General features: G+C 72.4%; 21 protein-coding genes. 9 read left to right on the top strand and 12 right to left on the bottom strand.

Translation table 11 applies throughout. The features are described 5' to 3' along the window. Positions 1 to 41: 41 nt before the first annotated feature. From AC07EJ_RS20780 to AC07EJ_RS20770, 3 genes are read right to left on the bottom strand one after another with little or no spacing between them, the layout of a single operon-like run. Positions 42 to 2,603 (bottom strand): ABC transporter permease, encoded by a 2,562-nt coding sequence (locus AC07EJ_RS20780; RefSeq protein WP_478884762.1) that lies wholly within the window; start codon positions 2,601 to 2,603, stop codon positions 42 to 44. A 5-nt stretch (positions 2,604 to 2,608) separates the two neighbouring features. Next, positions 2,609 to 3,397, bottom strand: coding sequence for an ABC transporter ATP-binding protein (locus tag AC07EJ_RS20775; RefSeq protein WP_478884677.1), 789 nt, complete (start codon positions 3,395 to 3,397; stop codon positions 2,609 to 2,611). Beyond that, positions 3,394 to 3,675, bottom strand: coding sequence for an SHOCT domain-containing protein (locus tag AC07EJ_RS20770; RefSeq protein ID WP_389484808.1), 282 nt, complete (start codon positions 3,673 to 3,675; stop codon positions 3,394 to 3,396). Before AC07EJ_RS20770 ends, AC07EJ_RS20775 begins: the two co-directional genes overlap by 4 nt. A gap of 183 nt (positions 3,676 to 3,858) precedes the next feature. On the opposite strand from AC07EJ_RS20770, the gene AC07EJ_RS20765 reads away from it, so the two are divergent. Genes AC07EJ_RS20765 through AC07EJ_RS20755 form a run of 3 tightly spaced genes read left to right on the top strand, consistent with a single transcriptional unit; the run spans position 3,859 to position 5,940 of the window. Beyond that, positions 3,859 to 4,419, top strand: a complete 561-nt coding sequence (locus AC07EJ_RS20765; protein WP_389484806.1) for a TetR/AcrR family transcriptional regulator — start codon at positions 3,859 to 3,861, stop codon at positions 4,417 to 4,419. Positions 4,420 to 4,438: 19 nt separating this feature from the next. Beyond that, positions 4,439 to 5,023 (top strand): DUF4865 family protein, encoded by a 585-nt coding sequence (locus AC07EJ_RS20760; protein ID WP_393581694.1) that lies wholly within the window; start codon positions 4,439 to 4,441, stop codon positions 5,021 to 5,023. Beyond that, complete coding sequence (locus AC07EJ_RS20755) at positions 5,017 to 5,940, top strand: phosphotriesterase family protein (protein ID WP_389484802.1); 924 nt, start codon at positions 5,017 to 5,019, stop codon at positions 5,938 to 5,940. Before AC07EJ_RS20760 ends, AC07EJ_RS20755 begins: the two co-directional genes overlap by 7 nt. 9 nt (positions 5,941 to 5,949) lie before the next feature. Here the strand turns inward: AC07EJ_RS20755 and AC07EJ_RS20750 are convergent, their stop codons facing one another. From AC07EJ_RS20750 to AC07EJ_RS20735, 4 genes are all read right to left on the bottom strand, one after another. After that, the gene (locus AC07EJ_RS20750) at positions 5,950 to 6,540 is read right to left on the bottom strand and encodes a DUF1097 domain-containing protein (protein WP_389484800.1); all 591 of its coding nucleotides are present in this window, start codon (positions 6,538 to 6,540) and stop codon (positions 5,950 to 5,952) included. 94 nt (positions 6,541 to 6,634) lie between these two features. Beyond that, the gene (locus AC07EJ_RS20745; RefSeq protein WP_478884676.1) at positions 6,635 to 7,885 is read right to left on the bottom strand and encodes an amidohydrolase family protein; all 1,251 of its coding nucleotides are present in this window, start codon (positions 7,883 to 7,885) and stop codon (positions 6,635 to 6,637) included. Between the two features lie 127 nt (positions 7,886 to 8,012). Next, on the bottom strand, positions 8,013 to 9,080 hold the full coding sequence (locus AC07EJ_RS20740) for an acetamidase/formamidase family protein (RefSeq protein WP_389484796.1): 1,068 nt from the start codon (positions 9,078 to 9,080) through the stop codon (positions 8,013 to 8,015). Positions 9,081 to 9,174: 94 nt separating this feature from the next. Beyond that, the gene (locus AC07EJ_RS20735) at positions 9,175 to 9,399 is read right to left on the bottom strand and encodes a hypothetical protein (protein ID WP_393581692.1); all 225 of its coding nucleotides are present in this window, start codon (positions 9,397 to 9,399) and stop codon (positions 9,175 to 9,177) included. 171 nt (positions 9,400 to 9,570) lie between these two features. Here AC07EJ_RS20735 and AC07EJ_RS20730 point away from each other — a divergent pair, with 171 nt between their 5' ends. From AC07EJ_RS20730 to AC07EJ_RS20715, 4 genes are all read left to right on the top strand, one after another. After that, complete coding sequence (locus AC07EJ_RS20730; protein WP_389484792.1) at positions 9,571 to 11,187, top strand: PucR family transcriptional regulator; 1,617 nt, start codon at positions 9,571 to 9,573, stop codon at positions 11,185 to 11,187. 133 nt (positions 11,188 to 11,320) lie between these two features. After that, positions 11,321 to 12,949 carry an acyl-CoA synthetase FdrA gene (gene fdrA, locus AC07EJ_RS20725; RefSeq protein ID WP_478884675.1) on the top strand — a complete coding sequence of 543 codons (1,629 nt, stop codon included), beginning with the start codon at positions 11,321 to 11,323 and terminating at the stop codon, positions 12,947 to 12,949. Further along, a complete protein-coding gene (locus tag AC07EJ_RS20720) occupies positions 12,946 to 14,403 on the top strand; it encodes a YlbE family protein (protein WP_478884674.1) in 1,458 nt (485 codons plus the stop codon). Before fdrA ends, AC07EJ_RS20720 begins: the two co-directional genes overlap by 4 nt. A gap of 41 nt (positions 14,404 to 14,444) precedes the next feature. Continuing rightward, on the top strand, positions 14,445 to 15,398 hold the full coding sequence (locus AC07EJ_RS20715) for an oxamate carbamoyltransferase subunit AllH family protein (RefSeq protein ID WP_478884673.1): 954 nt from the start codon (positions 14,445 to 14,447) through the stop codon (positions 15,396 to 15,398). Here AC07EJ_RS20715 and AC07EJ_RS20710 read toward each other — a convergent pair. The 5 genes from AC07EJ_RS20710 to AC07EJ_RS20690 form a co-directional block, all read right to left on the bottom strand. Then, positions 15,364 to 15,858: a levansucrase gene (locus AC07EJ_RS20710; RefSeq protein WP_389484781.1), complete on the bottom strand. Its 495-nt coding sequence runs from the start codon at positions 15,856 to 15,858 to the stop codon at positions 15,364 to 15,366. The two genes, AC07EJ_RS20715 and AC07EJ_RS20710, sit on opposite strands and share 35 nt — an antisense overlap. Positions 15,859 to 15,919: 61 nt before the next feature. Next, on the bottom strand, positions 15,920 to 17,146 hold the full coding sequence (locus tag AC07EJ_RS20705; RefSeq protein WP_389484898.1) for an ROK family protein: 1,227 nt from the start codon (positions 17,144 to 17,146) through the stop codon (positions 15,920 to 15,922). Between the two features lie 105 nt (positions 17,147 to 17,251). Beyond that, entirely contained in the window at positions 17,252 to 17,977 is a 726-nt protein-coding gene (locus AC07EJ_RS20700) for an alpha-ketoglutarate-dependent dioxygenase AlkB family protein (protein WP_478884672.1), read from the bottom strand. A gap of 60 nt (positions 17,978 to 18,037) precedes the next feature. Next, complete coding sequence (locus tag AC07EJ_RS20695; protein ID WP_478884671.1) at positions 18,038 to 18,889, bottom strand: class II fructose-bisphosphate aldolase; 852 nt, start codon at positions 18,887 to 18,889, stop codon at positions 18,038 to 18,040. A 39-nt stretch (positions 18,890 to 18,928) separates the two neighbouring features. Further along, positions 18,929 to 19,813: an SIS domain-containing protein gene (locus tag AC07EJ_RS20690; protein WP_389484774.1), complete on the bottom strand. Its 885-nt coding sequence runs from the start codon at positions 19,811 to 19,813 to the stop codon at positions 18,929 to 18,931. A 179-nt stretch (positions 19,814 to 19,992) separates the two neighbouring features. Between AC07EJ_RS20690 and AC07EJ_RS20685 the strand changes: the two genes are divergently transcribed. Together AC07EJ_RS20685 and AC07EJ_RS20680 are read left to right on the top strand one after the other, a co-directional pair. Next, positions 19,993 to 20,772 (top strand): DeoR/GlpR family DNA-binding transcription regulator, encoded by a 780-nt coding sequence (locus tag AC07EJ_RS20685; protein WP_389484771.1) that lies wholly within the window; start codon positions 19,993 to 19,995, stop codon positions 20,770 to 20,772. 154 nt (positions 20,773 to 20,926) lie between these two features. Then, positions 20,927 to 22,144, top strand: a complete 1,218-nt coding sequence (locus AC07EJ_RS20680; protein ID WP_478884670.1) for an MFS transporter — start codon at positions 20,927 to 20,929, stop codon at positions 22,142 to 22,144. Positions 22,145 to 22,169: the final 25 nt, after the last annotated feature.

Here is a 22,169-nt window from a genome sequence, read left to right as displayed (position 1 = left end):
GTACGGCACGGGCCACGTCGCTCCTTACGGCACGGGCCGCGTCACTCGGTGGCGATGGCCCGCAGCACGTCGAGGCGTGCGGCGCGCCGGGCCGGGCGCAGTCCCGCGAGCGCACCTGCGGCGAGGCCCACCAGGGCCACGACGACGAGCTGGAGCGGGGGCAGGGCGAACGCGAACGCGCTGTCGCTCGCGCCGTCCGAGGCCTCGACCAGCACCCAGCCGAGGAATCCGCCGAGCACCAGGCCACCCGCGGTACCGAACACGGCCACCAGGACGGACTCCCACCGGACCATGGCCCGCAGCTGGGCGCGGGTCTGTCCGACGGCCCTCAACAGCCCCAGTTCACGGGTGCGTTCGTGGACGGCCAGGGTGAGGGTGTTGGCGATGCCGAGCAGGGCGATCAGCACGGCGAGGGCCAGCAGCGCGTAGACCAGGGTCAGCATCATGTCGATGCCGCCGGCGGACGACTGCGCGTACTCGTCGCGGGTCTGCACCTCCGGATTCCCGTACGCCGCAGCGACCTTGGAGACGGCTGCCTTGCCGTCGGCCGTGCTCACGCCGTCCTTGAACGTGACGGCGATCAGGGTGTCGGAGTCCTGGGCGCGGTGCGGGGCCCAGGCCTCGCGCGTGATGACGTAGTCCCCGGCGAGCTCCGACCGGCCGTAGACCGCGCGGACGGTGAAATCCTGCTGCTTGCCGTCGGTGAAGGCCAGTCGGATGGGGCTGCCCGGTTCCAGGTGCTGCTTGTCTGCCTCCTTGCGGGTGATGGCGATGCCGTCCGTGCCGAGGTCGTTCAGCGAGCCGCGGACGGCGCCCAGGTCGAAGGACTTGGCGAGCGCGGCCGGGTCGGTCACGGTGAGGGCGCGGCCCTCGCCGTCGACATCCGCGACGCCCTTTCCCAGGCCGACGGCCCTCGCGACCTGCGGCTGCTCGGCGATCGCCGGGGCGAGCTGCGGGCTGAGGCCGCTGCCGCCCGCGCCGAACGACGGCGCGGACACGGCGATGTCGCCGGCGAAGGAGCGGGACACCGTCTGGTCCATGGTCGCCTTCAGCGAGGCGCCGAAGACGGTGAACAGGGAGACGACGGCGACCCCGATCATCAGGGCACTCGCGGTCGCGGCGGTGCGCTTGGGGCTGCGCAGCGCGTTGCGCCGGGCGAGGGAGCCGGTGACGCCGCGCAGCTTGTCGAGGGGGCTGCCGAGGACACGTACGGCGCGCGACGAGGCGACGGGGCCGAGGACCACGAACGCGGTGAGGATCAGCACGCTGCCGAGTCCCGCGAGCCAGATGGACGGCGAGGCGAGGACACCGACGAGCGTGACGGCGACCGCCGCGACGCCGAGTGCCGTGCCGATGACGGCGCGGCGGCGCGAGGCCCCGGACTGGTCGACGGCCGTCTCGCGCAGGGCCGCGAGGGGTGCGGTGCGTCCGGCCCGTACGGCGGGCAGGAGCGCGGAGCCGAGGCAGACGAGGATGCCGACGGCGAGCGGGAGCAGCATGGACAGCCCGCTGATCACGAGAGCGCCCTCGGGGAACGGGAAGCCGATCGCCGGGAAGAGCGCCTGGAGCCCGGCCGCGATGCCGATGCCACCGGCGAGACCGGCGACCGACGCGAGGACGGCGACGGCGCTCGCCTCGACGAGCGTGGTGGCGGTGACCTGGCGGCGGGAGGCGCCGAGGGCGCGCAGCAGCGCGTTCTCACGGGTGCGCTGGGCTACGACGATCGCGAACGTGTTGTGGATGGAGAAGGTCGCCACGAGCAGGGCGATGCCGGAGAACACGAGGAGGAAGGTGGTGAAGAGGGTCAGGAACTGGCCGGAGATCATGTCGGTGTTCTCCTGCGCCGACGCCTCACCGGTGATGGCCTCGACTCCCTTGGGCAGTACGGGAGTCAGCTCGTCGACGAGTTCCCGCTGACTGGTGCCGGGGCCGGCCCGCACCTGGATGGACGCGGCCTCGCCGGGCCTCGGCGTGAGGTACTTCTCCGCGTCGGCCTGCGTCATGCCGGTGTACGTCACCTGGGCCATGCCGTCCTCGCCGCCGAACGTGGCGAGGCCGACGATCGTCACCCTGACGGGGTCGGGGGTGCGCAGGGTCGTGGTGTCGCCGATCTTGAGGTCGCCCTTCTTGGCGGCTCCGCGGTTGACGACCACCTCGCCGGTCTTCGAAGGGGTGTGTCCTTCGGCCAGGCGGTAGGGGTTGAGTTCGTGGTCGTTGATCCAGTTGCCCGCGAGGGTGGGCGGGCCCTGGCCGCCGATCGCCTTGCCGTTGCTGCCGACGAGCTGGCCCGCGCCCTGGATGCCGGGCACGGCGGCGGCGACCCCCGGGGTGGCCGCGAGCTTCTTCGCGAGCGACGCGGCGACGGGCTGCCGGGTGCCCTGGCTCTCGCCGGGGGTCGTGATCACGTTCGTGCTGCGGACGACGGCGTCCGTGCCGCTCGACGCGTTGCCGAACATGGTGTCGAAGCTGGCGCGCAGGGTGTCGCCCATGACGAGCGTGCCGGTGAGGAAGGCGACGCCGAGCAGGACGGCCAGGAAGGTGCCGGCGAAGCGCCGCTTGTGGGCCCTCAGAGACGACAGGCTCAGGCGCGCGGAGGTGCTCAGGGAGCTCATGACGGAGCCTGCCCCGCATGCCGTGCGCCGCCGGCCGCGTCGAAGGCCTTCATGCGGTCGAGGACCTTGTCCGCGGTCGGGTCCTGCATCCGGTCGACCAGGCGGCCGTCGGCGAGGAAGACGACCTCGTCGGCGTGGGCTGCGGCCACCGGGTCGTGGGTGACCATGACGACCGTACGGTCCATCTGCCGTACGGCGCGGCCGAGGAGCCCGAGCACCTCCTCGCCGGAGCGCGAGTCGAGGTTGCCGGTGGGCTCGTCGGCGAAGACGACGTCGGGGCTGCCGGCGAAGGCACGGGCCACGGCGACGCGCTGCTGCTGTCCGCCGGAGAGTTCGGACGGCCGGTGGTGCAGGCGGTCGCGCAGGCCGACGACGTCGATCAGGGCGTCGGTCCACTCCCTGGAGCCGGCGTCTTCCTTCGCGCCCGCGAGGTCCATCGGCAGGGTGATGTTCTCCGCGACCGTCAGCGTCGGCACCAGGTTGAAGGCCTGGAACACGAAGCCGCTGCGGTCGCGGCGCAGCAGGGTCAGGCGGCGGTCGTCGAGGTCGCTCAGGTCGGTGTCACCGATGAAGGCGGAGCCGGCGCTGAGGGTGTCGAGGCCTGCCGCACAGTGCATGAGGGTGGACTTGCCGGAGCCGGAAGGACCCATGATCGCGGTGAACCTCCCGGCCTCGAAGCCGACGCTCACGCCGTCCAGGGCCCGGACCGCGGTGTCACCACTGCCGTAGATCTTCACGGCGTCGGCGACTCGGGCCGCGGTCCGGGTGAGCGTGGTGGTGGTCATTCCGCACCGCCCTTGGGACGGCTGAACTCCTCGTTCAGGACGGAGCTGCGGCGCCAGTACTCGTCCTCGTCGATCTCGCCCGCGGCGAAGCGCCGGCCGAGCACGGTGAGGGGCGAGTTCTCGTCGGCGGCGGGCCGCCAGGGGCCGCCTCGGCGGCGTCCGCGCCACACCGTGCGGCGCAGCAGCGTGACGACGCCGATGACGACGGCCGCCCAGATCAGCGGGAAGAACAGGATCCACGGGCCGGGCCCGCCGTCCCAGTTCGCCAGGGTCTGCATGAGAGTCATCTCCTCGGAACGTGTGTTCACGTTTTCTCGATGACACGAGACTCGCTCCGAAGGGGGGTCGAAGTCGTCATACAGCCAGCGGCAGCACGCGTACGACCACGGGAGTACGGGGGCCACTTCCGCCTACTCTCACCCACTCTCGCTTCTGTACCTACTAGTATGTACAGTAGCTTCATGAGCACTTCGGACCGGTTGATCGAGTCCACTCGTGAGCTCCTGTGGGAGCGCGGTTACGTGGGCACGAGCCCCAAGGCGATCCAGCAGCGCGCGGACGCGGGGCAGGGCAGCATGTACCACCACTTCGGCGGGAAGCAGGACCTCGCGCTCGCCGCGATCGAGCGGACGGCGCAGGAGATGCGGACCTCCGCCGCGAAGTCGTTCGGCGGCTCCGGCTCCGCGTACGCCCGTATCGAGGCGTATCTGCGGCGCGAGCGCGATGTGCTGCGCGGCTGCCCGATCGGCCGGCTCACGATGGATCCGGACGTGATCGCGAGCGACGCGCTGCGCGCACCCGTCGACGAGACGATCGACTGGCTGCGGGAGCAACTCGCCGCAATCGTCGAAGAGGGCAAGGAACAGGGCGAGTTCGTGCCCTCGCTGGACGCCGAGGAGATCGCGGCGACGATCGTCGCGACCGTCCAGGGCGGCTATGTCCTGGCCCGCGCGTCCGGCGCGCCCGCCGCCTTCGACGCGGGGGTGCGAGGACTGCTCGCGCTGCTCGCACCCGCCGCCTGAACCGAGGAGAGACCCGACCGTGCACGCGATGCAGTACGACATCACACTGCCCGCCGATTACGACATGGGCATCATCCGCAAGCGGGTGGAGGCCAGGGGGCATCTCCTGGACGAGTTCCCCGGACTCGGCCTCAAGGCCTATCTGATGCGGGAACGCGGTGTCGCCGGGTCGCCCGTGAACCAGTACGCGCCCTGCTACCTGTGGAACACCCCTCAGGGCATGAACTCGTTCCTGTGGGGGCCCGGTTTCCAGGGCATCGTGGATGACTTCGGCCGGCCCGAGGTGCAGCACTGGGCCGGACTCGCATACGAGGAGGGCCCGGCCTCGCACGTCACCCCGACCAGCGCGGTGCGCCGGAGGACACCCCTCACGGGACAGGCGCCGCTCGCCGAGCAGACGGACGCCGCTGTGCGTGACGCGGCCCGTATCGCCGGGCGGAACGGCGCGGTGTGCGTCGCCGTCGCCGTGGACCCGCGCCACTGGGAGCTGCTCACCTTCTCCCTCTGGGACCACGCGTCACCGGACACGCCCGGCGACCTCTACGAGGTGCTGCACCTGAGCGCCCCCGAGCGTGACCGGCTCCCCAGGGGGAGGGAATGGTGACCGCGACCGTACGGACCGTGCTCGGGGACGTGGCTCCCGAGGAACTCGGCGTGTGCGACGCACACGACCATCTCTTCTTCCGCAGCCCACTGCTTCGCGGCCAGGAACTCGACGACGCGGCCGCCGCCGAGGCCGAACTGCGCGCCTACCGTGAGGCGGGCGGTGGCGCGGTCGTCCAGTGGACACCGCACGGGCTCGGACGCCGGGCAGAGCTGCTGCCCGGCCTGTCGACGGCGACGGGTGTACGGATCGTGGCAGCGACCGGGCTCCATCAAGCGGCCCACTACACGCCGGAGTTGCTCGCCCGGCTGCGTCCCGTCCTCGCCGACGTGTTCGTGCGGGAGCTCACGGAAGGGATCGGCGACAGCGGTGTGCGGGCCGGACTCATCAAGGTCGCGGGCGGCTTCCACGCCCTCGACGACCACGCGGTGTGGACCATGCGGGCGGCTGCCGAGGCCCATCACGCGACCGGCGCCCCGATCGCCGTACACCACGAGCTGGGGACGGGCGTCCTGGACGTACTGGACCTGCTGTGCGGGGAGTTGGGGGTGGCGCCGCAGCGGGTCCTGCTCGGGCACCTCAACCGCTCCCCCGATTTCGCCGTGCACCGCCAGGCCGCCGAGTCCGGCGCGTATCTCGCCTTCGACGGGCCGTCGCGCGCGAACCACGCGACGGACTGGCGGATGCCGGACGCGATGGCGGAGCTCGCCGACGCGGGGTTCGGCGACCGGCTCCTGCTCGGCGGCGACACGACGACCGCCGGAGCGCGCTCGGTGAGCGGCGGGCCCGGGATGCCGTATCTGCTGCGCCGCGTCCGCCCACGGCTCGAACTGGCCCTGGGCAAGGAGCTGGTGGACCGGATCCTCGTCGACAACCCGGGCAGGGCGTTCGCGGTGGAGCGGCTGCCCGAGCGGTGACGGACGGCCTCACTCGGCCTGTGCGGTTCCGGCCGGCGGTGTACGGCCGTCGTGGTGCACAGGCCCCGCGGACGCCACGACCGACGTCGGCACCGGCGAGAAGACCGGGTACATGAGCCGGTTGGACAGATAGGCGAAGACCGGCCCGAGCGCGTTCATCGCGACCACGCAGACCCACGCCGCCCAGATGTTGCCCGGCTTGTAGCCGAAACCGCCGAAGAACGTGGCGAAGAAGCTGGCGAAGCCGAGGAACATGCCGGGAATCAGTGAGAACACCTTGATGCGGCCCGTGTACATCAGGACGGTGTTGACGACCATGATCACCAGGGCCAGCACCGCGTTCCGGGCGAACTGGCTGCCGCCGAACGCCGTGCCCACGTGCTGGTCGATCAGCACGATGATCAGGGCGAAGGAGGAGCCGGCGGGCATCGTGCACCACAGCCTGCGTGCGTTCGCCCAGCTCGGCCCTCCGAGCGCGAAGACGGCCGCCCACGAGATGAAGATCGCCCAGGGCGGGAGATGGAGCGCGGTCCCTCCGATGAACGCCGTCAGACCGGCGAGTACGGAGGCAACGATTTCGTGAGAGAGGCGTTCGCGCATGGGGATTCCTCTGCTGGAGTCGGATGGCAGTGCGCGGTGCCGTGCGGGGGCGGGTGCGAGTGCGGGGGCTGGCTGGTGCGAGGCGGGTGGAGGGTCAGTGGACGAGGAGTTCGCTGGTCCTGATCGTGCGGGCCACCACCTTCCCCGCCTTGATGACATGGGCGCGCTCGGGCCGGTCCAGGACGATGTCGTCGTAGACGTGCGTGTCGAGCACCACCAGATCGGCGCGGGCGCCGGGCCGTACGCCGTAGTCGTCGGCGACGCCCACGACCCGGGCAGCGTCGTGCGTGACCATGCGAAGGACCCGGTGGAGGTCGTCGGGCCCGGACAGATGGCCGGTCTGCGCCAGCAGGAGCGCCGTGTCCAGGGGGTCCGCGCGCCCGAAGGGGGTGAACGCGTTGCGGATGTTGTTGGAGGAACAGGCGGCCAGTACGCCGTGGTCCCACAGTTCCCGGACCGGGGCGATCCCCCGCCGTACCGACCGCGTGTCCCGTCGCCCGCCGAGGTGCAGGTCGGTCGCCGGGAGCGGCACGACGGCGACGCCCGCGTCGGCCAGTGCGGCCATCGCTCGTGCCCGGTCCGCGGGTTCCCGGCCGCCGAGCGAAGTCATATGACCGAGCGTCACCCGGCCCCCCATCCCCCTGCGCGCGGTCCGGTCGGCGATGAACTCGGCAAGCGCGTACCGGGGGTCGGACGCGTCGTCGGCGAAGTCGGCGTGCAGGTCGGCCGGTACGCCATGCTGTGCGGCGAGGTCGAGTACGAGCTCGACATGGCGCCGGCAGTCCTCCAGGGTGGCCTCGTTGTACGTGCAGCCGCCCACCACGTCGGCGCCCGCCGCCAGCGCCGAGACCAGGAGCTGCTCGGTTCCGGGTGACCGCAGGATGCCTTCCTGGGGGAACGCCACGATCTGGAGGTCCACCAAGTCCGCATACTCCTCGCGGAGTTGGAGCAGCACCTCGACGCCGAGCAGTCCCGCGATCGGGTCGACGTCCGGGTGCGCACGGATCACGGTCGTGCCGTTGAGGACCGCCGCCTCCAGGACCCGGCGCGCACGGGCCCGTACGTCGTCGTGCGTGAAAGCGCTCTTCAGTTCGCCGGTCACGGCGATCGCTCCGGCGAGGGTGCCGTCGGGGTTGCTCCGTACGCCGTCCAGGAGGGCCTTGTCGAGATGCAGATGCGGTTCGACGAAGCCGGGCAGGATGACGCGGCCCGCGCAGTCGATCACCTCGTCGGCGTCCTGGCCCGAGGCGTCCCCGACCGCCCGCACCCGGCCACCGTCGATCACCACGTCACAGGGCAACCGGGCGTCTTCGACGCGTGCTTGACGCAGTATCAGTTGAGGCATGCGGGCTCCCGGTGGGTGGATGGGCGGGGGCGGATGCGGGGGCGGATGCGGATGCGGATGCGGATGCGAGGGTGACCGGTGTGCGTGACCGTCGGGATCAGCCAGGATCAATCGGGATCAGTGCGGATCAGGCAGGGAAGTCCGCCTTGCGGATCAGGCAGTGCACGCCCTGGACCTGGTCGACGACCTGCGAGATCTCGAAGTCCGCCGCTGCACTCAGGTAGGCGTACGCGGCGGGGCCGTCCATGCCGAAGCGGTCCGTGAGGAAGCGGACGGCGGAACGGACCGCTTCCCGCATCGCCTCGTCGAGGTCCTCGTGGAGTCCGATGGGGATCCAGTGCCGGTCGGTCTCGCCGAACGGATGCGCGAGGGCCGCGGCGGCCGCGCGGGCCCGTGCGCTCTTGAGGAGGGTGAGCCGGAACGTGGCGCGCAGCGGCGCCTCCAGGGCGGTGAGGGCGACTTCGCCGTTGCCCTGGGCGTAGTGCGGATCGCCGGTGTAGAAGCCCGCTCCGGCCGTCTGCACGGGCAGATACAGCGCGGAGCGCGTCGCGAGGTCCTTGATGTCGAGGTTGCCGCCGTGCCGTCCCGGCGGCACGGAGTGCTCCGGCCCTTCCGTGTCGGTGGCCACGCCCATGATGCCCATGAACGGCCGCAGCGGGAACCGGGCCGCCGCCGGGCCCTCGCCGTATCGGATCACACCCACGTCCCGGCCGTCCGCACGCTCCACCTCACAGAACGTGAACTCCGGTCCTGTACAGGCGAATTCGTCCGGCAGGGCGCCGCGGCCGTGCCGGCTGGAGATGACGCCGTAGTCGGCGCGCCGGTGCAGGGACAGCACTTCGGCCTTGAGGAGGTCACCCGGCTCGGCGCCCCGGATATGGACGGGCGCGCTGACGACGTGAGGGCCGTCGCCGTCCGGGTCCCGTGGAGGCGGTGACTTCGCCAACAGGCGGGCGTCCGAAAGCACTTCGGTCGCGGCGATGCCGTACCGCCCGAAGAAGGCCGCCGGGTCGCGCCCCTGGTCCTCCAGGATGCCCTCGTGCGAGACGGTGTCGAAGGTGACGCTGTCGCCGGAGTCGATCGTGAGCGCCGGCGTGGTGGTGCGGCAGGGCAGCCGCCCCCAGCCGACGGTCTCCGGTGTGGCCCGTAGATAGTGCGTGCCGTCGATCGGTCCCTGTCCCGCTTCGAGTATCACTGCGGCCTCCCTGCCGTGACGGTGCCGTTGAGGGGCTCTTCGGTGGTTCGCGCAGGCTCGCTCCCGAGCCGGGTGCCGCCGCCACCGGCCGCGATCACCGTGGATCCTGTCGAGGACAGTGCCCGTACGGTCTCCGTCTCGAGGACCCGGCGCGCCCGAGCGACCTGAGCCGCCCCGAGTCGGCCGGCGCCACCACGGGCGGGGCGAGCCGGCGTGCGGCGTCGGCCTGTTCGGCGACGGTGGCGTGGGTGCCACCGCGCAGCAGCGCGTTGCCGCCGATGGCGACCACCGCTGTCCTCGGCACGGCTCGGGGAGTCATGCGGGTCACCGTAGGGGCGGCCGGAGGAGCCGGTCATGGGCACCGGACGCCAGGATGCGCGGCCCGCCGTTGACACCCTCTGACAAGGGACGTCCCCGACCGGAGCGGGAAACACGGAAGTTACGCGCGGGGTATTACAGGTTACTCGCGGCTGTCGCATAGTGACTGCGCATGACAGGCATAGGCATCGGCACCGTCCCGACCGTCCCCTACGGCCTCTCGCCCGGTCTGACCGTGAGCGAGGCGCTGGCCCTGCCCTGCCTCAGCGGCGCACGACTTGTCGCCGGGGCGAGCGGCGACGGCCGCCGTATCCGCGTCGTCAACATCATGGAAGTCCCCGACATCGTGCGCTGGATGCGCGGCGGCGAACTCCTGCTGACCACCGCCTATGCCGTCCGTGACGACGCACAGGCGCTGAGCGACCTGATCCCCGTGCTCGCCGAGCGCGGGCTCGCCGCCCTGGCCGTCAAGGTGGGGCCGTATCTGCCGGAGCTGCCGCCGGTGATGCTCGCCGTGGCCGACGAACTCGGCTTCCCTGTCGTCGAGTTGCCGGGCGCCGTCATGTTCAACGACATACTCTCCGAGGTGTTGGGCACCGTGCTGAACCGTCAGGCCCTGGAGCTGGAGCGTTCCCGCGCCATCCATGAACGGCTCACCGCGGTGGCCCTCGACGGAGGCTCCTATCAGGAACTCATGAATGTCCTGCTCGAACTGTCCGGCTGCGCGGCCGCCGTCCTCGATGAGCACGGCTGGATCCTGGCCTCCGCCGGGTCCCCGCCCTCCGACCGTCCGCCCGCCGCCGAGCGCGTCATCGAGACGGGCACGGGCGCGAGCGGCGCCGTGGCCCTGTGGCGGGACGACACGGAGGCCGCGAACCCGGGCGCCGGGGCCGCCACTCCTTCCACGAGCGAGCTCGACACCCACCAGCGGATGGCGCTGGAGCACGCCACGACCGTCGCCGCCACCATCGCCGCCCAGGAACGCGCCCTGGCCAGCCGCCAGCAGCGCTACCGCACCCTGCTCCTGATGGAGCTGGTCTCACGACCGCCGCGCGACCGCTCCGAGACCGCCCGCCGCGCCGCGGCCATGGGCTGGAACCTGCGGCTGCCCCGCGCAGTCGTGCTCATCGAGGTCGCCTCCACCGGCGCCGGCGGCCCCACCGACACCGAACTCGCCCTGGAGGAACGGCTGCTGCCGCTCGTGCGGTCGGCCGCCGGGCCCGCCGCGATCATCTGGGGCAGCCAGAGCGGACTCGTCCTGCTGATGGAACCGGGGCCGTCACTCACCGGCCGGTGTCAGGCCCTGCACGCGGCTGTCACCGCCGCACACCCCGACTGGGACGTGGCGGTCGCCGCCGGGACGGTTCGGGACGACTTCACCGACTACCACCACAGCTACGAGGAAGCGGCGCAGACTTTGACGCTCGGCCGCGAACTGCACGGCCCCGACTTCGTTCGCGGCTACGCGGACCTGGGGGTGTACCGGCTGCTCGGACAGCTGCCCGCGGCGGAACTCAGGGCCCTCGTCGACGACGCGCTCGGCCCGCTGCTCGCCCACGACGCCGAGCACGAGGGCAGCCTCGTCGAGACTCTCGGCGTCTATCTCCTCCAGGACCGCAACGGCGTGGCCACTGCCGCCCGGCTGCACGTCCACTACAACACCCTGCGCTATCGGCTGCGCCAGATCGACCGCCTCACCGGCGGTCTCGAGCGCCGGCCGACGGCCCGGCTCCAGACCGAACTTGCCGTCCATGCCCACCGGTTGCTCTCGGCGCGCGAGCGGCACTGAACAGGCCTTCCTCACGGCTGACGTCGACCCCCGCAAGGGCGGGTCACTGTCACCCGTTGCCGGTAATTCCCCTGCTGGTTCTGACACTTCGAGCCATGCTCCGAGCGGCGGGCCACTGCCTAGAGTCGGAGCCATGGTGCTGCGAAACGCCGTGCACAAGGACCTATACGCCGACTCCGTCGCCCTCATGAGGGTTGCCGCCCGCCTGGCCGAACCGCCGGGCGTCGAGACCGTCAGCCTCGTGATGGGCACACCCGCCAACCGCGACGTCCTCGCGCGGTCGGGGCTGCTGACCGACCCGGGACGGGACGCCGGCCCCAACGACCTGCTCGTCGCCGTCCGGGGCGAGCCCGATGCCGTGGACCACGCCCTCGCCCTGGTGACCGATGCCCTGTCCGGTCCCGGCGAGGGCGCCCCGGGCACCGGGGCGGACACCGGCACGGACACCGGTCCGCCGGTGCGCTCGCTGGTCGGCGCACCCGCCGGCGCCAGTCTCGCGCTGATCTCCACCCCCGGCCCGTACGCGGCCGCCGAGGCCTTCAAGGCGCTGCGCCTGGGCATGCACGCCTTCGTCTTCAGCGATCACGTGCCGATCGAGCAGGAGGTGCTCCTGAAGCGGGAGGCCGCCCGCCGCGGGCTGCTCGTCATGGGCCCGGACTGCGGAACCGCCGTCATCAGCGGCATCCCTCTCGGCTTCGCCAACGAGGTGCGGCCGGGCCGCGTCGGCCTGGTCGGCGCCTCCGGCACGGGACTGCAACAGGTGTCGAGCCTGCTCCACTCCATGGGCGCCGGGGTCAGCCATGTGATCGGCACGGGCAGCCGCGACGTGAGTGCGGAAGTGGGCGGCCTGACGATGCGGGCCGGGCTCGACGCCCTGGCCGCGGACCCCGCCACGGAGGTCATCGTCCTCGTATCCAAACCGCCTGCCCCACAGGTGGCCGAGCAACTGCTACGGCACGCAAGCGCGTTGGGGAAAACGGTGGTGGCCTGCTTCCTCGGCTCACAGGACTCCGCTGTCGCCCCGCCCGGGGTCACACTCGCCCCCACCCTCTTCGAGGCGGCGCGGTCCGCCGCGTCCCTTGCCGTCGGCGGGGCACTGCCGCCCGGCGAAGAACTCCCCGAGGTGCCCGCCCCCACTCCGCCACGTCACCTCCTGCGGGCCCTGTATGCGGGCGGCACGTTCACCCACGAGGCGGCCTGGCTCCTCGGCCCGGTGCTGGGTGACATCACCCGCACCGCTCCCCCGCCCGTGCCGGGCGCCGCCCCGCGCCTCCCGGACCGGCATCTCGTACTCGACCTCGGCGACGACGAGTTCACCGCGGGGCGCCCTCACCCGATGATCGACCCCACGGTCCGCACCGAGTATCTGCGGGCAGCCCTTGCGGACCCGCGCAGCGCCGCGGTCGTCCTGGACGTGGTCATCGGGCACGGCGCCGCCGCGAATCCGGCAGCGGCTCTCGCCGGGGCCCTGGCCGAGGCTCCTGCCGACGCCCCGCCGGTGATCGCGTTCGTCGTGGGCACCGATGACGACCCGCAGGGGCTCACCGCACAGCGGCGGATTCTGCGCGACGCGGGCGCGCACGTCGTCGACAGCAGCACGACCGCCGCGCGGGCGTGCGCCGAACTCCTCGCCACCAGTTGCGACTTGGCGCTCGCCCCAGCTGCGTCAGCCTCTGCGTCTGCGTCTGCGTCTGCGTCTGCGTCTGCCCCAGTCTCTGCCGCCACCTCCGCCTCTGCCTCCCGGATCGGAGAGACCGCATGACCGCACAGGCCTCGCCCGCGCAGGCCTCACCCGCGCAGGGCCTCCTGACCGCCGTACCGCATGTCGTGAACGTAGGCGTCGACGCGTTCGCCGGGCCGCCGCGCGCCGCGGGTGCGACGGTGACCGCGGTCGACTGGCGCCCCCCGGCCCACGGCGATCCGGAACTCGGCGCCCGGCTCGCCCGGCTGGTCGCGCACCCGGCCGTCGAGGCCGCCAACGCCGAAGCGCTCGAGCGGATCCTGGGCGTCGTGCCGTTGTGGACCGACGTCCGCCCGGCCGGGGAACTCATCCCTGAACTCGCCCAGGAGAGGCTGCTGTTGCACGCCGGGCCGCCGATCGCATGGGAGCGCATGTGCGGCCCGATGCGGGCAGCCGTCGTCGGCGCCGCCCTGCTGGAGGGCTGGGCGGCGACGGCGACGGAAGCGGAATCACTCGCCGGCTCAGGAGCCATCCGCTTCGCCCCCTGCCATCACCACGACGCGGTCGGCCCGATGGCGGGCATCATCTCCGCATCCATGCCCCTGCTCGTCGTGGAGGACGAGGCCACGGGCCTGCGGGCCTACTCGAACCTCAACGAGGGGCAGGGCCGCTGCCTGCGCTACGGCGCGCTCGGCGACGACGTCATGGGGCGGCTGCGCTGGATGGGGGAGCGCCTCGGCCCCGCCCTGCGTGCGGCGATCGGCTCGCTCGCCGAGCCGGTGAACCTTCGGTCGGTCACCGCGCAGGCCCTGCAGATGGGCGACGAGTGCCACAGCCGCAACACCGCCGCGAGCGCCCTGCTCACCCGCGAACTGGCCGCCGCGCTCGCCCGGCACGCGGACCTCGGCGGGATCGAGGCGCTGGACTTCCTGCGCGACAACAACTACTGGTTCCTCAACTTCTCGATGGCCGCGAGCAAGTTGGCGCTCATGGCCGGACACGGCGTGCCGCACTCCACGGTCGTCACAGCCTTCGCGCGAAACGGTGTCGAGGTCGGCATCCGCGTCAGCGGCCTCGGCGACGGGTGGTTCACGGCGCCCGCAGCCCCCGTGGACGGCCTCTACTTCGCCGGATACGGGCCTGCCGACGCCAATCCCGACATCGGTGACAGCGCCATCACCGAGATGCACGGCCTGGGCGGGTTCGCGCTGGCCGCCGCCCCGGCGATCGTCGGCTTCGTGGGCGGCACCCCCGAAGGGGCCCGCCGCGTCAGCCAGGAGATGGCGACACTCACCGTCGGCCGCCACCGCGACTACCGCCTCCCCGGCCTCGACTTCGTCGGCAGCCCCGTCGGCCTCGACATCCGCAAGGTCGTCGACACGGGCCTCGAACCGGTCATCACCACGGGCATCGCCCACCGCGAACCGGGCATCGGCCAGATCGGCGCCGGCCTCACCCACGCCCCGATGCGCTGCTTCACGGACGCGCTGAGCGCCTTCGAAGAACCCCCGTCGGCCACGGAGCCCGACGAGTGACGGGCACAGCGGCCGACGGGGGTTGTTCTGTTCGTGCTGGGGTGGCACGCCCTGAGCAGCACGTACGCCTCGGCGCCATCAGTCACGCACACCTCAGCGCCATCAGTGACGTACACGTCGGCACCATCAGTACAGCCGTCGCCTCGCTGCTGCACGGTCCTCTCCGGCCGGCACGCATCGTCGCCGCCACCCGCTACGCGGTCCATCTCGCCACCGGTGAGCGGGAGTTGCCCGCGCTCGCCGTGGTGACCCGGGACGCGATCCGGCTGCCGAACGCGTTCGTCCTGCCCTTCTCGTCGGTGGACCGGCCGTTGGACCGGAACACACCACGAGGGGCCGCCACTGTCCAGGCCCGCTTCGGGGCAGGGAGCGTAGTCATCGGCCCGGTTCGCTTCGAGCCGGAGGCGTCCTGGACACCGCCCCGTGTCCAGGGCGCCTCCTCCCCACCGGGCGCCGCGCGGCTCGCCCGCGTGACGGCGCTGCTCGAAGCCCTGGCCCAACCCCTGCCGCCTCCTCTGGCGCCCCGCCTGACGGACCTGCGCCACACCCTGGACGCGGACGACGCGAGCGAAGTCCGGCGGGCCGCCCACGCGCTGGTCGGCCTCGGCCCCGGGCTCACCCCGTCCGGTGACGACGTCCTGTGCGGCGCGCTGCTGGCGAGCCGAGCGTGGGGAGGCCCTCTCGCGCCCCTCTCGGAGGCGGTCGCGGACGCGGCCCGCCGCACCCCGCTGCTCTCGGCAGCACTCCTGCGGCACGCGGTGCGCGGCGAATGCGTACCGCAGGCCCACGCGTTCCTGCGGGCGCTGAGCGGGGACGGTCTTGCCTTGGAACCTGCGGTGCGCGAACTGCTCGCCGTCGGACACCACTCGGGAGGCGACCTGGCGCGTGGGGTGCTCGCGGTGGGCCTGAGCAGAGCGTGCGCGGCGGCCGGTGGCCGTAACGACCACCCGTGCCAAACGACTACCCGTGGAAGTAGCGGTTGCCCTTGTCGATGAGGTGGGAGGCGTAGACGCGGCCGATCGCCGGCTTGCCGCGGTAGAAGCCGACGTAACGCTGTGCACTGTCCACGACGACGGGGCGGGCGAAGCAGGCGAAGCGGTTGCGCTGCTGCTGCTCGGCCCAGGCCATGGCGGCCGGGTCGACGCGCTCGCTGACGAGGACGGGGAAGGCCGCGACACCGGTCTGCAGGCCGACCGGGAGGCCGCCCTTGTTCTTCTTCGCGTACGTCAGGACCTGCGAGGTGAACGCGTCGACGCTCTGCGCGGTGATCTCGGGCACGGCGGCGGCGACGGTGAACAGGTGCAGGTTGGTGGCCATCCAGCTCATCCGGAAGTCGGCCCGCCGCCCCACGAGGACGGGCACACCGAACCAGTCCTCCCAGCGCGTCGCGCAGCCGTCCGCCTGGAGGCGGCTCTCCACCGAGGCCAGGTAATTCCGTGCCGATTCACCGATCATGGCGGTGATTGTGCACGGTCAAGCCCGTTGCGGACCAATCAGGGTCCGCAGGGCCCGCCCGTCAGGCCAGGCCCAGCGCCGAGAGCGGATCGTCGAGGACGGGCTGCCACGCCAACTCGGCAGCTCCGACAAGGCTGTTGTGGTCGAGCGTGCACGCGAGGATGGGCACGCCCCCGCTGCGGCCCCACAGACTGCGGTCCGCGACGACGGCCCGCAGGCGGTCCGGGTCCGCGTCGAGGAGCGCCCGGTGCAGGCCGCCCAGGATGATGCGGTCGGGGTTGAGGATGTTCACCAGGCCCGCGAGGCCCAGTCCGAGACGGTCGATCAGGGCCTCGGTGGCCATCCGCACCTTCGGGTCGTCGTGGCTGCCGGCGATCAGGTCGCGGGCCTGCTGGAGCAGGGATCCGTCGGGGCCCGGTTCGCGGCCTGCCGCGTCGAGCAGGGCCAGCGGGTCGGTCTCCACGTCCAGGCAGCCGCGGCTGCCGCAGTAGCAGGGACGGCCCTCGGGGTTCACCGTGAGGTGCCCGACCTCCAGAGCGAGGCCCGAACTGCCGGTGTGCAGACGGCCGTCGAGGACGAGCGCGCCGCCGACGCCGCGGTGGCCGGTGGCGACGCACAGCAGGTCACGCGCGCCACGGCCCGCGCCGTGCCGGTGCTCGGCGAGGGCGGCGAGGTTGACGTCGTTCGCGGCGAACGCCGGCCGCTCGATGCCCGCCTCCCGTACCCGCTCGGCGAAGATCTCGCGGACGGGCGAGCCCGCGGGCCAGGCGAGGTGCAGCGGATTGAGGGCCGTACCCTCGGGCTCGGCCACCGCGGACGGCACGGCGAGGCCCGCGCCGACGCAGTGGCGCCCGGTCTCGCGCAGCAGTTGGGCGCCGGCCTCCACGACCGAGCCGAGCACCTGCGCCGGGTCCGGGTCGATGATCTCGCAGCCGGGCGTCGTCGCGACGATCCGGCCGCCGAGACCCACCAGGGCCGCGCGGTAGCCGTCCGCGTGGACCTGCGCGGCAAGGGCGACGGGTCCGTCCTCGGCGACGGAAAGACGGTGCGAGGGACGCCCCTGCGAGCCCGCGGCGGCGCTCGGCTTGGCGTCGATCCTGATCAGCCCGAGCGCCTCCAGCTCGGCGGCGACCGCGCCTGCCGTGGCCCGCGTCACCCCCAGTTCGGCGGTGAGCACGGCGCGGGTCGGCGCGCGGCCGGTGTGCACGAGTTCGAGCGCCGGACCGAGAGCACCACGCCCCCGCTCGAGACGCGGCGCCCGCACGGAACCCTCCGCCTCGCCCGCCATCTGGCCCCCGGCCCCGGAGGCCGCCTTGCCACGCATCAGCAACTCCTCGCCCTGATCACCGTGTCGCATCGTATCCGGTGAACGCCGCAGCCTCTGCGGGTGAACTCACTCCTGCGGGGAGGGCGAGGAGGGCGGTCCGGTGAGTCCGGTGAGTCCGGTGACGCGCATCGTGAGATTCAGGCGGCCCTGGGAGAGGCCGGTGGCCGGGTCGCCGGTGCCGGGGTGCACCTTCTGCACCCCGTGGAAGGCGAGCCGTGACGGCCCTCCGAAGACCAGCAGGTCTCCGGAGACCAGCTCCACGTCCTCGTACGGTTTCCCGCGGTTCTCGGTGTTCCCCAGCCGGAAGACGCAGGTGTCGCCGACGCTGAGGGAGACGACGGGTTCCCGTGCGCGCTCGTCCTTGTCCTGGTGCATGCCCATGGTGGCGGCGCCGTCGTAGAAGTTGACCAGTGCCGTGTCGGGGTCGTAGCCGTCACCGGCCGCGTCGTCCTCGTACGCGTCGGCGAGCGCGCGTCTGCCCAACTCCCGTAGCCAGTCGGGGAAGGCAGCCACCTGCGCGCCGTTCACATCGGATGCCGTACGCGTGTAGCGGTAGGGCTGCCAGTGCCATCCGACACACACGGTCTGCACGGACATCACACCGCCGCCCGGCAGTCGTGTGTGGCGCATCGGCACGGGCCCGGCTGCCCAGCCGCGGCAGGCGTCGACGAGTGCGCGCTGGGCCTCGGCGTCGAGCCAGCCGGGCACGTGCACCGCGCCGGGGGTGATCTCCCGGCGCTCCCGGTGCACCGGGAAGAGCGGGGGCGCGTGTGGTTCGTGCCTGGCGGCCATGGATCCATTGTCCCCGGTACGAGGATCCCTCCGCGTACCGGGGCGGGAGCGGTGGACGGGTCAGCGGCGCATCACCTCGACCAGCTCCGTCACGGTGCGGGCCATCGCCTCGCGGCCCACGCTCAGGTACTTGCGGGAGTCGACGGCGTCGGGATGTGCGGCAAGGAACTCCCGGATGGCCGCCGTCATCGCTATGTTCAGGGCCGTACCGACGTTCACCTTGGCGATGCCGCCCCGGACGGCCTGCGAGAGTTCGTCGTCACCGACACCGGAGGAACCGTGCAGGACCAGCGGTACGTCGAGGCCCTCCGAGAGCTGCTTGAGGAGGTCGTGGTCGAGCGTCGCGGTGCGGGTGGTCATGGCGTGCGAGGAGCCGATCGCGACGGCGAGGGCGTCGACGCCCGAGTCCGCCACGTAGGCGCGGGCCTCCCCCGGGTCCGTGCGGGCACCCGGCGCGTGCGCGTCGAGCGGCGCCGAGCCGTCCTTGCCGCCGACCTCGCCCAGCTCCGCCTCGACCCACAGCCCGTTGGCATGGCCCCAGTCGGCGGCCGCGCGGGTGGCCGCGAGGTTCTCGTCGTAGGGGAGCCGGGCCGCGTCGTACATCACCGAGCTGAACCCGGCGTCCGCGGCCTGGCGGAGCAGCTCGTCGCTCTGGACGTGGTCGAGGTGGAGTGCGACGGGCACCGAGGACGCCCCCGCGGTGGCGGCCGCGGCCCTCGCGAGGGGCAGCAGGCGCCCGTAGCGGTAACGCACGGCGTTCTCGCTGACCTGGAGGATCACCGGCGCGCCGGCCGCCTCGGCGCCCGCCACGACGGCCTCGATGTGCTCCAGGGTGATGACGTTGAACGCGGCCACCGCGGTACGCGCCGCGGTGGCTTCGGCGACGAGCGCGCCGGTTGCTGCGAGGGGCACAGCCCCTCCTTTCGGAAGGCTCGGAAGCTCGGTCGACGGTCAGCCGGCGGTGAGGATCACCGAGCGGGTGAGGTGGCGCGGCTGGTCGGGGTCGAGGCCGCGGGCGGCCGCGACGGCGACGGCGAGGCGCTGCGCGCGCACGAGTTCGGCGAGCGGGTCGAGGCTGCCCTCGACCCAGAGCGCGCCGGTGCCGGCCACTTGCTCGGCGAGGCCTTCGGGGGCCGTGCCGATCATCCAGGTGGCGGTGCCCGCGGTGGTGACGCTGATGGGGCCGTGGCGGTACTCCATGGCGGGGTACGCCTCGGTCCACGACAGGGACGCCTCGCGCATCTTCAGGGCGGCCTCGTTCGCGAGGCCGACGGTCCAGCCGCGCCCCAGGAAGGTGAACTGGCCGCACTCCACGAGGCCTTCGGGCAGCGGCGTCTCGAGCGCGGTGCGCGCGTCGGCGACCGCCTGCTCGGTGTGCAGGCCGAGGTGGGCGCGCAGGAGCGTGAGCGCCGTCGTCGCGAAGCGGGTCTGGACGACGGACTGCTCGTCGGCGAAGTCCAGGACGATCACGTCGTCGGCGGCGGAGACGGCCGGTGTGTTCGGGTCGCCGATGACAGCGGTCGTCCGGATACGGCCCTTGACCGCCGCCAGGAGTTCGAGGACCTCGGTCGTCGTGCCGGACCGGGACAGCGCGATGAGTCGGTCGTAGGGGCGCCCGGCCGGGAACTCCGAGGCCGCGAACGCGTCGGTCTCACCCTGTCCGGACTGCTCGCGCAGCGCGGCGAAGGCCTGCGCCATGAACCACGAGGTGCCGCAGCCCACGATCGCGACGCGCTCGCCCGGCGCGGGCAGCTTGGCGGCCTCGCCCGCGGCCAGGCCCGCCGCGCGCGTCCAGCACTCCGGCTGGCTGTTCAGCTCGTTCTCGACATGGCTCATGCCGTGCCCACTCCCTGATGTGTCGTGTCCGTGGGCCGGTCGAATGCGCCGCATGCGTCGCTCTCGAACGGCCCCGCCGAGCGTATGCTCGTTCCTGCAAGAATTCGATACCTTTCGAGCATAACCAAGCATCAGGTAGTGCGCTAGGGTCACCGGAGAACGACGATTGGAGGCCGCGGATGTCCCGCGACGCCCGCTGGAAGTCCCTGCTCGAACTGCTCGTGGAGCGGGGGCGCCTGGATGTCGAGGAGGCGGCGGCCGACCTGGGGGTGTCCGCGGCCACGATCCGGCGCGACTTCGACCAGCTCGCCGAGCAGCAGATGCTCGTACGCACCCGGGGCGGCGCCGTCGTCCACGGGGTCTCCTACGAGCTGCCCCTGCGCTACAAGACCGCGCGCAACGCCTCCGAGAAGGAACGGATCGCCAAGGCGGTCGCCGAGCTGATCACGCCGGGCGAGGCGGTCGGCCTCACCGGCGGCACGACGACGACCGAGGTGGCGCGCGCACTCGCAGTCCGCCCCGACCTCGCCTCCGGCTCCCCGGCCCTCACGATCGTCACGAACGCACTGAACATCGCCAACGAGCTCGCGGTGCGCCCCCAGTTCAAGATCGTGGTCACGGGCGGAGTCGCCCGGCCGCAGTCGTACGAGCTCATCGGCCCGCTCGCGGACGGCGTGCTGAGTCAGATCACCGTCGACACCGCCGTGCTCGGTGTCGTCGGTTTCGATGTCGCCCACGGCGCCGCGGCGCACGACGAGGCGGAGGCGGCCATCAACCGGCTGCTGTGCGAGCGGGCGGAGCGGGTCATCGTCGCGGCGGACTCCAGCAAGCTGGGCCAGCGCGCGTTCGCCCGGATCTGCGCGACGGAGCGGATCGGCACCCTGGTCACGGACAGCGCCGTGGACGCGGCAACGGTGGAGCGCTTCGAGGAGGCGGGGGTCAAGGTCCTCGCGGTGTGACACCCCGAGCCACATCTGCGGTTCTTTCATGGCTGCGGCCCCGCCCGGACGGGTGGGGCCGCAGCCGTTTCCATGCGCCGGCGCGACGGATGTCGTGACCGTCACCCCTCGCACCGGCTTGTCCCCGGCCGGGGTGCCGCCCTACCCTGACTTTGTGCCGACACTAAACAAACTCGGGTCAGTCAAGGACGACAGCCCGCGGACCTCACCCCTCACCCGCCTCCGCATCGCTCTCACGATCTTCTTCGCGCTCGACGGCTTCATCTTCGCGGGGTGGGTCGTGCGCATCCCCGCCGTGAAGCAGCAGACCGGCGCTTCGGCGAGCACACTCGGACTCGCGCTCCTCGGCGTCTCCGCGGGGGCCGTGATCACGATGATGCTCACGGGGCGCCTGTGCCGGCGCTTCGGCAGCCATCCCGTGACCGTGGTGAGCGGTGTGCTCCTGGCGCTGAGTGTCGCGCTGCCCCCGCTCACCCACTCGGCGCTCACCCTCGGCCTGGTCCTGCTCGTGTTCGGCGCCGCCTACGGCGGGATCAATGTGGCGATGAACAGCGCCGCGGTCGATCTGGTCGCCGCCCTGCGCCGCCCCGTCATGCCGAGCTTCCATGCGGCTTTCAGCCTCGGCGGCATGCTCGGCGCCGGACTCGGCAGCCTGGTCGCGGGTCACGTCTCCCCCACCCGGCACCTCCTGGCCCTCACCGTCATCGGCCTGCTCGTCACAGCCGCTGTCGGCCCCACGCTGCTGCGCCACGACGCTCCGACGCCCCCGGACGACCGCGTCCGTATACGGAACGAGCCCGCGTCGGCGTCCGAGCGGCCCGCCGGACGCGTGCGCGGGCTCGTCCTCGTCTTCGGCCTCATCGCCCTGTGCACCGCGTACGGGGAGGGCGCGCTCGCGGACTGGGGCGCCCTGCACCTGGAGCAGGACCTGCACGCCCATCCGGGCGTGGCCGCGGCAGGGTATTCCTGCTTCGCCCTGGCCATGACCATCGGCCGGCTCAGCGGAACGACTCTGCTCGAACGCCTCGGCAGGACCCGCACGCTGGTGTTCGGCGGTGCCACCGGCGCGGCCGGCATGCTGCTCGGCTCACTCGCCCCCACCGTGTGGCTGGCGCTCCTCGGATTCGCCGTCACGGGCCTCGGCCTCGCCAACATCTTCCCCGTGGCGGTCGAACGCGCCGGCGCCCTGGCCGGACCCACCGGCGTCGCCGCCGCGTCCACGCTCGGCTACGGCGGCATGCTGCTCGGGCCGCCGATGATCGGCTTCATGGCGGACTGGTTCTCGCTCCCCGCCGCGCTGACCAGCGTGGCCGTACTCGCGGGCGTCGCCGCTCTGATCGGCTTCGCGACCCGGCGCGCGGCCGTCTCCTGACCTGTACGCCACGAGCATCCCGCAA

Source organism: Streptomyces sp. NPDC045026, assembly GCF_056432625.1.
The sequence above is the reverse complement of the archived record's forward strand: the minus strand, read 5'-3'. Positions and strand labels throughout refer to the sequence as shown.

What these genes read in the sequence shown, in the direction of transcription:
- AC07EJ_RS20750 (WP_389484800.1), bottom strand. Translation starts at nt 6,540, where the DNA reads ATGCGCGAACGCCTCTCTCACGAAATCGTTGCCTCCGTACTCGCCGGT.
- AC07EJ_RS20685 (WP_389484771.1), top strand. Translation starts at nt 19,993, where the DNA reads ATGTCCCGCGACGCCCGCTGGAAGTCCCTGCTCGAACTGCTCGTGGAG.
- AC07EJ_RS20705 (WP_389484898.1), bottom strand. Translation starts at nt 17,146, where the DNA reads ATGGCGGGCGAGGCGGAGGGTTCCGTGCGGGCGCCGCGTCTCGAGCGG.
- AC07EJ_RS20775 (WP_478884677.1), bottom strand. Translation starts at nt 3,397, where the DNA reads ATGACCACCACCACGCTCACCCGGACCGCGGCCCGAGTCGCCGACGCC.
- fdrA (WP_478884675.1), top strand. Translation starts at nt 11,321, where the DNA reads ATGGTGCTGCGAAACGCCGTGCACAAGGACCTATACGCCGACTCCGTC.
- AC07EJ_RS20730 (WP_389484792.1), top strand. Translation starts at nt 9,571, where the DNA reads ATGACAGGCATAGGCATCGGCACCGTCCCGACCGTCCCCTACGGCCTC.
- AC07EJ_RS20710 (WP_389484781.1), bottom strand. Translation starts at nt 15,858, where the DNA reads ATGATCGGTGAATCGGCACGGAATTACCTGGCCTCGGTGGAGAGCCGC.
- AC07EJ_RS20770 (WP_389484808.1), bottom strand. Translation starts at nt 3,675, where the DNA reads ATGCAGACCCTGGCGAACTGGGACGGCGGGCCCGGCCCGTGGATCCTG.
- AC07EJ_RS20700 (WP_478884672.1), bottom strand. Translation starts at nt 17,977, where the DNA reads ATGGCCGCCAGGCACGAACCACACGCGCCCCCGCTCTTCCCGGTGCAC.
- AC07EJ_RS20690 (WP_389484774.1), bottom strand. Translation starts at nt 19,813, where the DNA reads ATGAGCCATGTCGAGAACGAGCTGAACAGCCAGCCGGAGTGCTGGACG.
- AC07EJ_RS20720 (WP_478884674.1), top strand. Translation starts at nt 12,946, where the DNA reads ATGACCGCACAGGCCTCGCCCGCGCAGGCCTCACCCGCGCAGGGCCTC.
- AC07EJ_RS20765 (WP_389484806.1), top strand. Translation starts at nt 3,859, where the DNA reads ATGAGCACTTCGGACCGGTTGATCGAGTCCACTCGTGAGCTCCTGTGG.
- AC07EJ_RS20755 (WP_389484802.1), top strand. Translation starts at nt 5,017, where the DNA reads ATGGTGACCGCGACCGTACGGACCGTGCTCGGGGACGTGGCTCCCGAG.
- AC07EJ_RS20745 (WP_478884676.1), bottom strand. Translation starts at nt 7,885, where the DNA reads ATGCCTCAACTGATACTGCGTCAAGCACGCGTCGAAGACGCCCGGTTG.
- AC07EJ_RS20735 (WP_393581692.1), bottom strand. Translation starts at nt 9,399, where the DNA reads ATGACTCCCCGAGCCGTGCCGAGGACAGCGGTGGTCGCCATCGGCGGC.